This window comes from Acidovorax delafieldii 2AN (genome assembly GCF_000175235.1).
In the GTDB taxonomy this organism is placed as follows: Bacteria; Pseudomonadota; Gammaproteobacteria; order Burkholderiales; family Burkholderiaceae_C; genus Acidovorax; species Acidovorax delafieldii_B.
Genome location: NZ_ACQT01000118.1, coordinates 1 through 11,631 on the forward strand (window position 1 = coordinate 1; position 11,631 = coordinate 11,631).

The 11,631-nt window shown below is 64.0% G+C and carries 11 protein-coding genes and 2 pseudogenes; 11 read left to right on the forward strand and 2 right to left on the reverse strand.

What is annotated here, in order from left to right:
- Positions 1-15: 15 nt before the first annotated feature.
- From ACDELDRAFT_RS14080 to ACDELDRAFT_RS14090, 3 genes are all read left to right on the forward strand, one after another.
- Positions 16-555, forward strand: a complete 540-nt coding sequence (locus ACDELDRAFT_RS14080) for a hypothetical protein (RefSeq protein WP_005797858.1) — start codon at positions 16-18, stop codon at positions 553-555.
- Between the two features lie 442 nt (positions 556-997).
- Positions 998-2,119, forward strand: coding sequence for a 3-deoxy-7-phosphoheptulonate synthase (locus tag ACDELDRAFT_RS14085; protein ID WP_005797860.1), 1,122 nt, complete (start codon positions 998-1,000; stop codon positions 2,117-2,119).
- 95 nt (positions 2,120-2,214) lie between these two features.
- Entirely contained in the window at positions 2,215-2,526 is a 312-nt protein-coding gene (locus ACDELDRAFT_RS14090; protein WP_005797862.1) for a hypothetical protein, read from the forward strand.
- A 47-nt stretch (positions 2,527-2,573) separates the two neighbouring features.
- On the opposite strand, the gene mpl is transcribed toward ACDELDRAFT_RS14090, so the two are convergent.
- Positions 2,574-4,055: a UDP-N-acetylmuramate:L-alanyl-gamma-D-glutamyl-meso-diaminopimelate ligase gene (mpl, locus tag ACDELDRAFT_RS14095; RefSeq protein ID WP_040329236.1), complete on the reverse strand. Its 1,482-nt coding sequence runs from the start codon at positions 4,053-4,055 to the stop codon at positions 2,574-2,576.
- A 195-nt stretch (positions 4,056-4,250) separates the two neighbouring features.
- On the opposite strand from mpl, the gene ACDELDRAFT_RS14100 reads away from it, so the two are divergent.
- The 8 genes and pseudogenes from ACDELDRAFT_RS14100 (at position 4,251) to ACDELDRAFT_RS14130 (ending at position 11,097) form a co-directional block, all read left to right on the forward strand.
- Positions 4,251-4,847, forward strand: a complete 597-nt coding sequence (locus ACDELDRAFT_RS14100; RefSeq protein WP_005797865.1) for a hypothetical protein — start codon at positions 4,251-4,253, stop codon at positions 4,845-4,847.
- Entirely contained in the window at positions 4,844-5,428 is a 585-nt protein-coding gene (locus ACDELDRAFT_RS14105) for a TlpA family protein disulfide reductase (protein ID WP_005797866.1), read from the forward strand. The genes ACDELDRAFT_RS14100 and ACDELDRAFT_RS14105 overlap by 4 nt, the downstream gene beginning before the upstream one ends.
- A gap of 162 nt (positions 5,429-5,590) precedes the next feature.
- A complete protein-coding gene (gene accB / locus ACDELDRAFT_RS14110) occupies positions 5,591-6,043 on the forward strand; it encodes an acetyl-CoA carboxylase biotin carboxyl carrier protein (protein ID WP_005797868.1) in 453 nt (150 codons plus the stop codon).
- A gap of 272 nt (positions 6,044-6,315) precedes the next feature.
- On the forward strand, positions 6,316-7,665 hold the full coding sequence (gene accC / locus ACDELDRAFT_RS14115; RefSeq protein WP_005797869.1) for an acetyl-CoA carboxylase biotin carboxylase subunit: 1,350 nt from the start codon (positions 6,316-6,318) through the stop codon (positions 7,663-7,665).
- A 78-nt stretch (positions 7,666-7,743) separates the two neighbouring features.
- A complete protein-coding gene (prmA, locus tag ACDELDRAFT_RS14120) occupies positions 7,744-8,646 on the forward strand; it encodes a 50S ribosomal protein L11 methyltransferase (protein WP_005797872.1) in 903 nt (300 codons plus the stop codon).
- Between the two features lie 56 nt (positions 8,647-8,702).
- Positions 8,703-8,768, forward strand: a pseudogene (locus tag ACDELDRAFT_RS26215) (zinc-ribbon domain-containing protein); the annotation flags it as partial.
- Positions 8,769-9,575: 807 nt separating this feature from the next.
- Positions 9,576-10,178, forward strand: coding sequence for a DUF3426 domain-containing protein (locus ACDELDRAFT_RS24650; RefSeq protein ID WP_232504775.1), 603 nt, complete (start codon positions 9,576-9,578; stop codon positions 10,176-10,178).
- 22 nt (positions 10,179-10,200) lie between these two features.
- Positions 10,201-11,097 (forward strand): carbohydrate kinase family protein, encoded by an 897-nt coding sequence (locus tag ACDELDRAFT_RS14130; protein ID WP_005797876.1) that lies wholly within the window; start codon positions 10,201-10,203, stop codon positions 11,095-11,097.
- 388 nt (positions 11,098-11,485) lie between these two features.
- On the opposite strand, the pseudogene ACDELDRAFT_RS25760 reads toward ACDELDRAFT_RS14130, so the two are convergent.
- Positions 11,486-11,631: pseudogene (locus ACDELDRAFT_RS25760) on the reverse strand (histone); the annotation flags it as partial.

Genomic DNA, 11,631 nt, shown 5'->3' on the forward strand with positions numbered 1-11,631 from the left:
CGCACAATCAAGGCCATGCGCGCACCACTGACCAGTCTGCAGCACACCCTTCAATCGTTCGGCGAGATCAGCCGTTTCCTGCGGGAAGGGGTGGCGGACGAGGACTCGCGCCTGATGCGCGACAGCCTGGCCGCCCTGTCGCAACTGATCGACGAGGCCACGCGCTTGCGGCGGGCCGGAGCCGATGCCGCCGCCATCACCGGTCGCGTGGCGGACCTGGCCAGGTGCGCGCGGGAGCACCAGCTCTTCCTCACGGGGCTGGGGTCCGCCTGGCATGCCCTGTACGAATTCGGTGCCTACCAGCAGGCATTGCGCGCGCTGTGCAGCGCCATTGCCGCGTGGCTGCAGGCGCTTGAACGCCACAGCTCGCGCGAGGGCGCCTGCTTCCGGCAGTTCGAGTTGCTGGCCTGGCGCACGCTGGGCGAAGCCTTGCTGCTCATCGATATGTACGAGCACCACAGCGATCCGCTCAGTGACTTGGCCGAGGCCGCGCCCCGACGCCCGGCGGGCTGGCAGCGCCTGCGCGCCTGGTGGCGCACCGTCTGGCGGCGCTGAATCACGCAACTGCCCCGGCAGTTGCCACCAAGGTGCGCGCTCGCCGTGCAGCCATGCGCCCCAGCAGCGCTCAAACCCCTGGCCCTTCCCTTCGACTGCGAGAGATGTGGCCACGACAGGCCGCGACACCCCGCGCGATGGAGCAGGGAAGCGTCGTCCAACGGCTGTGCGCACCGGTGGCGCGGGGAGGTATCGGGCTGAGCGTAGTTGCCGTGACGCGACAATCCGCGCAAAGTGGTTGCTGCGGTGCGTCAAACACTGTGATACATTGATTCGTATGCAAGTTCGCAGCGCGTTTTATTTTTGGTTTTGGATCTCTGTCCCCGGCGGATGAGAGGACGACGCGCAAGCCCACAAGCCTCCCCATACCAACCGCCGACGCTGCAAAGCCCGGCGGTTTTGTTTTTTCGACCCCTTACTTTCACTCCACGAGGAAGCACCCATGACGGCCCACGCCACCCCCGCCAGCGATGCCTGGTACCGCAGCGTCGAGAAAACCAGCCAGACCGACGACGAACGTATCAAGGACATTACCGTGTTGCCTCCTCCAGAGCACCTGATCCGCTTCTTCCCCATCAGCGGAACGCCGGTGGAAGCGCTGATCACCCAGACCCGCAAGAACATCCACAACATCATGGCCGGCAAGGATGACCGGCTGCTCGTGGTGATTGGCCCCTGTTCCATCCACGATCCGGCCGCGGCGCTGGAATACGCCCGCCGCTTGGCTGCGGTGCGTGCCCAGTACGCCGACACGCTGGAAATCGTGATGCGCGTGTATTTCGAAAAACCACGCACTACGGTGGGCTGGAAGGGTCTCATCAACGACCCCTACCTCGACGAAAGCTACCGCATCGACGAAGGGTTGCGCATTGCGCGCCAGCTTCTGATCGAGATCAACCGCCTGGGCATCCCGGCAGGCAGCGAGTTCCTCGATGTGATCTCGCCCCAGTACATCGGCGACCTCATTTCGTGGGGCGCCATCGGTGCCCGGACCACCGAAAGCCAGGTGCATCGCGAGCTGGCATCGGGCATTTCGGCGCCCATCGGCTTCAAGAACGGCACCGACGGCAACATCCGCATTGCCACGGACGCCATCCAGTCGGCCAGCCGGGGCCATCATTTCCTGTCGGTGCACAAGAACGGCCAGGTGGCCATCGTCAACACCAAAGGCAACAAGGACTGCCACGTCATCCTGCGCGGCGGCAAGACGCCCAACTACGATGCTGCCAGCGTGGCCGCCGCGTGCAAGGACCTCGAAGCCGCCAAGCTGCCCCCCACGCTGATGGTGGACTGCAGCCATGCCAACAGCAGCAAGCAGCATGAAAAGCAACTCGATGTGGCGCGCGACATTGCCGCCCAGATCGCTGGCGGATCGCGCAGCGTGTTCGGGCTCATGATCGAGAGCCACCTCCATGCCGGTGCACAAAAATTCTCGCCCGGCAAAGACCAGCCCTCTGCGCTGGAGTATGGCAAGAGCATCACCGATGCCTGCCTGGGCTGGGACGACTCGCTGCGCTCGCTGGCCGAACTGTCGGCTGCCGTTGTGGCCCGCCGCGCCCGCTGATCTGGCACAGGCGGTGTAAGCTCAGGTTCTCGGGGGGCGCTCCCACCGCGCGCCTCGGCAACTGCATCTGTATTGCATCCGAAAGGCAACCCATCATGCACAGCGAAGTGTCGGTTCGACTGACAGGCAACGAGGAATTCCGTTTTGATCTGGAGGGGCAGGAGCCCATGGCGCATGAAGCCGGGCGCCGCTGGCTGGACGATCAGTTCACGTCCCTCGATTGCGAACCCCTGCGCGCCAGTGGCAAGGTGCTGCTCGCCGACAAGGTGCTGACCGTGGCGCGCGCTGCGGGCTCGGCACTGCTCAATGACCCGGTGTGGTCGCGCGATTTTGCCCGCGCCGCCAGCGCCGCACTGGCCAAGCCTGTCGTGCGGGTGGATGTGCCCGGCATGGCCGTTTCGTACTGAAATCCAGCCAAAATGCCGCCTTGCGCTTGTGTTGCAAGCGCGAGCAGCTATATTTTTGATAGCCCTGCCAGCAGCCGCTGGTGCACGCCGCCAAAGCCGCCGTTGCTCATGCAGACGATTTGGTCGCCCGGTTGCGCTGCCAGAAGGACCTGGCTGACCAGGGTGTCGATATCGGGGGCTGTTTGCGCACGGTGACCTGGGCCCACTCCCAAGGGTGCCAGGGCGGCGGCGGCATCCCAGTCGAGTCCGGCGGTGTGGCAGAAGGCCAGGTCGGCGGGCTCCAGCGCCCATGGCAGCTGGCTTTTCATGGCGCCGAGCTTCATGGTGTTGCTGCGCGGCTCGAACACCGCCAGGATGCGCGCGCCCGGCGCGAGGCTGCGGCGCAGGCCGTCCAGCGTGGTGCGCAGTGCCGTGGGGTGGTGGGCGAAGTCGTCGTACACCGAGATGCCGCGCACCGTGCCGCGCAATTCCATGCGGCGCTTCACGTTCTGAAAGCTGGCCAGCGCAAGCGCCGACTGTTCCACCGGCACGCCCACGTCGTGGGCGGCAGCAATGGCGGCCAGGGCGTTGAGCTGGTTGTGCGTGCCCGTGAGGCTCCACTCGACCCGCGCCACGGTGCGGCCCTGGTGCAGAACATCAAACGCCTGGGGTTCGCCCGCGGCGCCAAAGTCGCTGACCGCGGCGCCAAAGCTGCTCACGCTGCTCCAGCAGCCCATGTGCAACACGCGCGCCAGGCTCTCCTCTAGTCCGTTGACCACCACGCGGCCCGAGGCGGGCACGGTGCGCACCAGGTGGTGGAACTGGCGCTCAATGGCGGCCAGGTCGTCAAAGATATCGGCGTGGTCGAATTCAAGGTTGTTCAGCACCGCCGTGCGGGGGCGGTAGTGCACGAACTTGCTGCGCTTGTCGAAGAATGCGGTGTCGTATTCGTCGGCCTCGATCACGAACAGGGGGTGGCTGCCTGACCGACCACCCGCGGCACTGCGGGGTTTGCCGCCGGGCGCCTGCGCGGCGCTGGTCCTTGCCGTGGAGTCTTGCGGGGCCGTGGCGCCCGTCCCCAGGCGCGCGGACACGCCGAAATTCAGCGGCACGCCGCCGATCAGGAAGCCAGGCTTCAATCCCGCCTGCTCCAGTATCCAGGCCAGCATCGAGGTGGTGGTGGTTTTGCCGTGGGTGCCGGCCACCGCCAGCACGTGGCGGCCCTGCAGTACGTGCTCGGCAAGCCACTGCGGGCCGCTGGTGTAGGGAAGCCCGGCGTCCAGGATGGCTTCCATGAGGGGAAACTTCGGGCTGCCGTCACCCAGCCGGGCCCTGCTGACCACATTGCCCACCACGAACATATCGGGTGCGAGCGCCAACTGGTCGGCGCCGAAGCCTTCGATCAATTCGATGCCCAGGGCCCGCAACTGGTCGCTCATGGGAGGGTATACGCCTGCATCGCAACCCGTTACCTTGTGCCCGGCCTCGCGGGCCAGTGCCGCCAGACCTCCCATGAATGTGCCGCAGATTCCCAGTATGTGTATGTGCATGGGCGCTGATTCTAAGGTTCAAGCCAAAAACCCCGGTGCGCTCGACGGTGTTGCGCTTGCAGCTATGAAAATAATAGCGATCATCGGCCGGGCCATGTCGCAATGGCCGAGCAGGCGGGGGGGCATGCGGGGTCCGGGTGGCGAGCTGTCGCAGCTTGGCGCCACAATAGGGTATTCACCCCAACCGGTTCCGCCATGCCAACACCTTTGAGCGCTGAAATCGCCAGCACCACCGCCCGGCTGGTTGTGGAAGAAGGGCTGGAGTGGGGCCCTGCCAAGCGGCGCGCCGTGCGAGAGCTGGGCCTTCCGGCGCGAACACCCTTGCCTGGCAATGACGAGGTCGAGGACGCAGTGCGTGAGTACATCGCGCTCTTTTGCGCCGAGACCCAGCCCCGCGAGTTGCGGGCATTGCGCCAACTGGCGCTGGTGTGGATGGACCGCATGGCCGCGTTCCGCCCCCACTTGGCGGGCGCGGTGTGGCATGGCACCGCGACCCGCTTGTCGGATATTTACCTGCAATTGTTTTGCGATGATCCCAAATCGGCCGAAATCGCGCTGATAGACCATCAGGTCGATTACGAGCCCCGCACCGTCACCGGCTTCCACGGCGAGGCGGTCGAAGCGCTCAGCGTGGGAAGCAGGTGTCCCGAGCTGGGTGAAATGATCGGCGTGCACCTGCTGATCTACGATCTCGACGATCTGCGCGGGGCCCTCCGCCCCGACGCACGGGGGCGTTCGCCGCGTGGCGATATCACCGCTGTGCGGCGCCTCCTTCAGGAAAGTGATTCATGACCGTTCCGACCACATCTGCCTCCGACGCTGTACCGCAGACCCTGGCAGACCGCACCCCTGTAACCCGCCGCCGCGCGCTGTACGCCGGTGTCGCGGCGGCTGCTGGCGCTGCGGGGGCAGGGCTGGCCTGGTGGCGCCTGCGGCCTGCCCCGGCACAAGACGGTGCGCAGCAGGCGGTGTGGACGCAGGTGTTTGATACCCCAGATGGCGCCCGCCTGGACATGGCGGGCTTCTCGGGCAGGCCGTTGATTCTGAACTTCTGGGCGACCTGGTGCCCTCCATGCGTGGAGGAGTTGCCCATGCTCAATGCTTTCTACCGTGAAAACAGGTCCAATGGCTGGCAAGTGGTAGGGCTTGCCATTGATCAGCCGTCTTCGGTGCGCAAATTTCTCACACGCTTGCCGCTGGAGTTCCCGGTGGGGCTGGCAGGGCTGGGCGGGTCGGAATTGGGGCGTTCTCTAGGTAATCTGGCCGGCGGTTTGCCCTTCACCGTGGTCTTCGGCGCGAAAGGGCAGGTGTTGCACCGTAAAATGGGGCAGGTCACCTCGGACGACCTGCAGCGCTGGCTGGCCTTGCGCTGACCTCGGAGGCGCAAGGCCCGTCCTATCGGATCCGGGGCGAATGGCCCTTTGCCGCGTCAATGGCCTCGTTGTTGATGGTGAAAAATATGCTCCGAAGACTGAAGTAGGCTCAAATTGGAGTAAATTCGCGCCTCATTCAGTTTTATAGCCGTTGGAGCTCCCATGGATTTGCGAAAACTCAAAACCCTGATCGACCTGGTATCCGAGTCGAACGTTTCCGAACTCGAGATCACCGAAGCCGAAGGAAAGGTTCGTATCGTCAAGAGTGGCGGCAATGTGGTCCAGCAGTATGTGGCGGCCCCCATGCCTGCCCCGGCGGCTGCCACTGCGGCCCCCGCTGCTGTGGCCGAGCTGCCTGCCCCAGCGGCCGCCGCCCCGACGGGCCACGTCGTGAAGTCTCCCATGGTGGGCACTTTCTATCGCTCGTCGAGCCCCGGCGCCAAGCCGTTCGTGGAAGTGGGCAGCCAGGTCAAGGAAGGCGAGACGGTCTGCATCATCGAAGCCATGAAGATCCTCAACGAGATTGAAGCCGACAAGTCGGGTACCGTCACCAAGATCCTGGGTGAGAACGGCCAGGCTGTGGAATACGGCCAGCCTCTGTTCGTCATCGAGTAATTTTTGCCTTCCATGCCCCTTCCCGTTGTCTTTGCCCGCCGTGGTACGGTCCTTGCGCGTGGGCAGTCTGCCGGTGTCCGGGCTGTACCGGGCCGCACTGGGGCGGGGCGAGCGCCTGCCGCGTCGCGCAGCGGTGTGCGGGTGCAGAGCGGCGACGGCGCCGATGTTTGAAAAAATGGTTGTTGTCCTCTGCGGTGGTGCTGCCGCCGGCGGGGCAATGTACAGGGCCTGGCATGTTCCCGCGTGCCAAGCTGTGAGCCGCGAGATAGCCTATGTTTAAAAAGATTCTTGTTGCCAACCGCGGTGAAATCGCCCTTCGCATCCAGCGTGCCTGTCACGAACTGGGCGTGAAAGCCGTGATGGTCTATTCCGAGGCCGATCGCGACGCCAAATATGTGAAGCTGGCCGAAGAAGCCGTCTGCATTGGGCCGGCACCTTCGCCGCTGTCCTACCTCAACATGCCGGCTATCATCTCGGCGGCTGAGGTGACCGATGCCGAGGCCATCCACCCCGGCTACGGCTTTCTGTCCGAGAACGCCGATTTTGCCGAGCGCGTGGAAAAGAGTGGCTTCCAGTTCATCGGCCCCACTCCGGAAAACATCCGCATGATGGGCGACAAGGTTTCTGCCAAGCAGGCCATGATCCGCGCCGGTGTACCTTGTGTGCCAGGTTCCGACGGCGAGCTGCCCGACGATCCAGTGCAGATCCGCCGCATTGCCAAGGCCGTGGGCTATCCCGTGATCATCAAGGCTGCGGGCGGCGGCGGCGGCCGTGGCATGCGTGTGGTGCACACCGAGGCGGCGCTGGTCAATGCGGTGCAAATGACCAAGGCCGAGGCGGGCGCTGCGTTTGGCAACCCTGCGGTGTACATGGAGAAGTTTCTGCAGAACCCGCGCCACATCGAAATCCAGGTGCTGGCCGACAAGTTCCGCAATGCCGTGTACCTGGGAGAGCGCGACTGCTCCATGCAGCGGCGCCACCAGAAGGTCATCGAGGAGGCTCCGGCCCCCGGCATCCCGCGCAAGCTCATCGAAAAAATCGGGGAGCGCTGCGTCGCAGCCTGCAAGAAGATCGGCTATCGCGGGGCAGGTACTTTCGAGTTCCTGTACGAGAACGGCGAGTTCTACTTCATCGAAATGAACACCCGTGTGCAGGTGGAGCACCCCGTGACCGAATGGATCACGGGTGTGGACATCGTGCGCACGCAGATCATGGTGGCCGCCGGCGAAAAGCTGCCCTTCACCCAGCGGCAGATCGAGATTCGGGGCCACGCCATCGAGTGCAGGGTGAATGCCGAAGATCCTTACAAGTTCATTCCCTCGCCAGGGCGCATCACCATGTGGCACACGCCGGGTGGCCCGGGCGTGCGCGTGGACTCGCATGCTTACGCCAACTATTTTGTCCCTCCGAACTACGATTCGATGATTGGCAAAATCATCGTCCACGGCGACACGCGTGAGCAGGCCTTGGCCCGCATGCGCACGGCGCTGTCGGAAACCGTGATCGAAGGCATCAACACCAATGTGCCGTTGCACCGTGAGCTGATGGTGGATGCCAAGTTCGTCGCAGGTGGCACCAACATTCACTATCTGGAAGAGTGGCTTTCGCAGCACAAGCGGTGAAGCCCACCTGGCGCATATTTCCATGCTGGCTCCTGGCAACGGGTGCCAGCATTTCATTTTTTCTGAGAGGCGTGTTCCATGTTTGAGCTGAGTCTGATGTGCCCTGAAGACCGCGTGGAGGAGGTAAGCGATGCGCTGGACGCGCTGGATGCCCTGAGCGTGTCGGTGGAAGATGCGGATGCGCAGACCGATGCCGAACAGGCCTTGTTTGGCGAACCCGGCATGCCGCCGCCCAAGGACGGTTGGCAACGCAGCCGAGTGGTGGCGCTGTTTGCGTCGGAAACCGCTGCGCGCGAAGCAGAGCAGTTGCTCGCCGTGCAGGACTTCTTCACCGGTTGCGTGGTTCTCGGGCTCTCGCGGGTGCCCGAGCAGGATTGGGTGCGCTTGACGCAGTCGCAATTCGCACCCGTTGATATCACCCCTGATTTCTGGATCGTGCCGACCTGGCATGAGTTGCCCCCGCAGGCGCGGCGGAGCATCCGGCTTGATCCGGGGCTGGCGTTCGGCACTGGCACCCATCCCACCACGCGGATGTGCCTGCGATGGATCGCACGCCGCGGCGCGGCCTCTGCGCACACGGAAAATCCGTTGGGGCGTGTGCTCGACTATGGTTGCGGATCCGGCATTCTGGCCATCGCGGCCGCCAAATTCGGCGCCATCGACATTGATGCCGTGGACATCGATCCTGCCGCTGTCGAGTCCACAGTGCTAAATGCCCAGGCCAATGGCGTGCAGTTGCACGCGGGGTTGCCGGACAAGGCGCAGGGGCTCTACGACACGGTGCTGGCCAACATTCTCGCCACTCCGCTCAAGGTGTTGGCGCCTCTGTTGTGCTCATACGTAGGCGAGGGCGGGCATCTGGTTCTGGCTGGTATTCTGGAGCGCCAGGCGCAAGAGCTTCAGGAAGCTTATGCGCCCTGGATCCACCTTGAGGTTGCCGATGCCGAGGATGGCTGGATCCTGATGACGGCCACACGCTGAATTGCCGCGTTACGGCGGTTTGGCGGCCATGCAGCGCCCACTACAATGAATTGCAGATGAGCCAGATCACACGCTGCCCGTCCTGCGCGACGACATTCAAGGTCGTTGCCGATCAGTTGCGAATTTCCGATGGCTGGGTGCGGTGCGGCCAGTGCAAGGAGGTTTTTGACGCGTCGGCTCACCTGCTGCCATCTGAGCAGCAGGATTTGTTGCCGGACATTTCAATGACCGCCGCGAGGCCGCCGCAGGTCCCCGCCGCGCGTGTGGCCGAGAAAGAGCGGTCGTGGGGAGCGCCAGCGCCGACAGCGGCGCCGCCTGTGGCACCGTCAGAGGTCAGCGCGCACGCGCAGCACGGGGCGCCCCGGGACTTGGCCATGCCTGAATCTGTGCTGGATGTGCCGGTGGCCGCGGTGCCTTCGTTTCTGATGCCCGGGGCTCTGTATGCCGCTCAGCCTGGGAGCGACGTGCCCTGGCAGTCTATTGCCCCGTCGGAGCCTAAATTCGCGCCAGAGCCAGAGCCAGAACGCCGTCCGGATAGCCAACCCGAGGCCGCCCACGCACAGCCCCCGGCACTGCAACAGCCCTCTTCCGACATGGCTTCTGGCGATGCTTCGGTGCCTGCGGCCCCAGGAACAACGGCCGTAGACCAGGGAATGGCAGGCTACGAGCTCCCGTTTGCTGAATTGCGCGACGATCAGGGGTCCGGCGAACCGCTGGATGCCTCTGTCGGCTCCGAAAGCGTAAACACCTATCCCCCACTTGAATTGCCGCGCAATGAGGCCTCCGGAACACCAGCGCAGCTTGCTGCGCACGGTGATCTGGACATCGCATCGGTCTCTGATGAGGCGTTGGATTCCGTGCCAGACGCCCCCTCCGGCGGGGGCTCCGCACTTGATGGCGGGGAGCAGCCTGCAGCTTCTGTTGATAGTTTGGACGCTCAGTCTCCGCAGGCTGTGAAGGATGCGCCACGAGAGCGCATAGAGGACGACGACGGGTTTGACGAAGGCTCTGACGCGCAAGAGCTGAGTTTCGTTCGCGCGGCAAAGCGCAAGGCTTTTTGGCGACGTCCTCGCGTGCGTGTGCTGGTGGGAGCCGTGGTGGCGCTGCTGCTGGGCCTGCTGGCCCTGCAGGGCACGTTGCATGAGCGCAATCGCATCGCTGCCCTCGACCCGGGCGCCCGCGTGTGGCTGGAAAAGCTGTGCGAAGCCTTTCAGTGCACGATTGCTCCTTTGCGGCAGATATCCGATGTTGTGATCGACAGTTCGTCCTTCAACAAGGGGCGTGGCGACAGTTACCAACTGGCGTTCGTCATCAAGAACCGGGCATCCGTGCCACTGGCCATGCCATCGATGGAACTCACGCTGACCGACGCGCAGGACCAGCCGGTTGTACGGCGCATCTTGCTACCCCAGGAAATGGCTGCTCCAGCAGAACTGCCTGCTCTGGGCGAATGGGCCTCTTCGGTTGCTGTGGTCGTGACCACCGGTGGGGCGCGCGTGGCCGGCTACCGGCTCGTGGCTTTTTATCCCTGATTTTTCTTTCTACCTTTTTGCCATGGCTGCACTGATTTGTGGTTCTCTTGCGTTCGACACCATCATGACTTTCGAAGGGCGGTTCGGCGAACAGATCCTGCCCGACCAACTCCATATCCTCAACGTCTCTTTCCTGGTCCCCTCGTTGCGGCGAGACTTTGGTGGATGTGCTGGCAACATTGCTTACAGCCTGCGCTTGTTGGGCGGCGAGCCCGTGCCCATGGCCATGCTGGGCAGCGACGGAGGCGACTATCTCGCGCGGCTGAAGGACCTGGGCATCAGCACGGCCCATGTGGGCCAGGCGTCTGACACGTACACGGCGCAGGCCATGATCATGACGGACCGCGATAACAACCAGATCACCGCGTTCCATCCGGGTGCCATGATGCAGGCGCATGCCAACCGCATCGAACCGGGCACAGACGTGCAGATCGGCATCGTTGCGCCCGACGGCAGGGAGGCCATGCTGCAGCATGCGGCCCAGTTTGTCACTGCTGGGATTCCGTTCGTGTTCGACCCCGGACAGGGATTGCCCATGTTCAGCGGCGAAGACCTCGCGCAGTTTGTCGAGCAATCCACATGGGTGACTGTGAACGACTACGAAGGCAAGATGCTGTGCGAGCGTACGGGCTGGTCCTGCGCCGAAATTTCGCGCAGGGTGAAGGGACTGGTGGTCACGTTGGGCGCGCAGGGCTGCGAGGTGTGGGAAGACGGCGAGAAGACGCTGGTCCCTCCTGTTGCGCCGACCCAGGTGGTCGACCCGACCGGCTGCGGCGATGCATGGCGGGGTGCGCTGCTGTTCGGGTTGGAGCGCGGGTGGCCGCTGGTGCGCTGTGCTGAGCTGGGCAACCGTGTCGGCGCGCTCAAGATCGCCCAGCGCGGTCCTCAGAACTACACGCTTGACTTCATTCCTGCATGAAACGGGTTTGGGGCGGCGGCATCGTGCGTGCACAGCCTGCTCGGTCATGAGTACAACGGATGGTGTGCTGCTGCAGCGGCTGCATCGTCCGGCGCTCCACATCCCGAGTTCTCTCTCTGAAAGTGCTTGTACCACTGTGCATCTGGCGATTTTTGCAGCCAGATAAGGAGAGGAAAGTTCGATCGCGTGCTGGCACTGCGAAGGGCTGTTAGAACGCGGCGAACAGATTTACCAGGCAGCATTACGGTGGCCTCGGGCGCATTGCCCCGTGCATTTCAAGTACGCCGCAATCCCCAGATCTGCCCCTTGTGAATCTCCGTGCTGTGCAATTCAGGCATAAAAAAAGCCCGGTGCGCATGCACCGGGCTGGACACCGAGCGTGCCGTGTTTACGGCTTGGTGCCGGTAGGGAAGGGCCATGCTGCCTGTGGGTTCAGCGTCGTCTGCGCGGCGGGGGCTGCGGCAGCAGGTGCCTTCACAGCTTTCTTCGCGGGGGCAGCCTTCTTGGCAGGGGCAGGAGCCTTGGGAGCGGGGG

Excerpts from the sequence above, each read along its gene's own strand:
- ACDELDRAFT_RS14080 (WP_005797858.1), top strand. The coding sequence starts at position 16 with ATGCGCGCACCACTGACCAGTCTGCAGCACACCCTTCAATCGTTCGGC.
- ACDELDRAFT_RS14085 (WP_005797860.1), top strand. The coding sequence starts at position 998 with ATGACGGCCCACGCCACCCCCGCCAGCGATGCCTGGTACCGCAGCGTC.
- ACDELDRAFT_RS14090 (WP_005797862.1), top strand. The coding sequence starts at position 2,215 with ATGCACAGCGAAGTGTCGGTTCGACTGACAGGCAACGAGGAATTCCGT.
- mpl (WP_040329236.1), bottom strand. The coding sequence starts at position 4,055 with ATGCACATACACATACTGGGAATCTGCGGCACATTCATGGGAGGTCTG.
- ACDELDRAFT_RS14100 (WP_005797865.1), top strand. The coding sequence starts at position 4,251 with ATGCCAACACCTTTGAGCGCTGAAATCGCCAGCACCACCGCCCGGCTG.
- ACDELDRAFT_RS14105 (WP_005797866.1), top strand. The coding sequence starts at position 4,844 with ATGACCGTTCCGACCACATCTGCCTCCGACGCTGTACCGCAGACCCTG.
- accB (WP_005797868.1), top strand. The coding sequence starts at position 5,591 with ATGGATTTGCGAAAACTCAAAACCCTGATCGACCTGGTATCCGAGTCG.
- accC (WP_005797869.1), top strand. The coding sequence starts at position 6,316 with ATGTTTAAAAAGATTCTTGTTGCCAACCGCGGTGAAATCGCCCTTCGC.
- prmA (WP_005797872.1), top strand. The coding sequence starts at position 7,744 with ATGTTTGAGCTGAGTCTGATGTGCCCTGAAGACCGCGTGGAGGAGGTA.
- ACDELDRAFT_RS14130 (WP_005797876.1), top strand. The coding sequence starts at position 10,201 with ATGGCTGCACTGATTTGTGGTTCTCTTGCGTTCGACACCATCATGACT.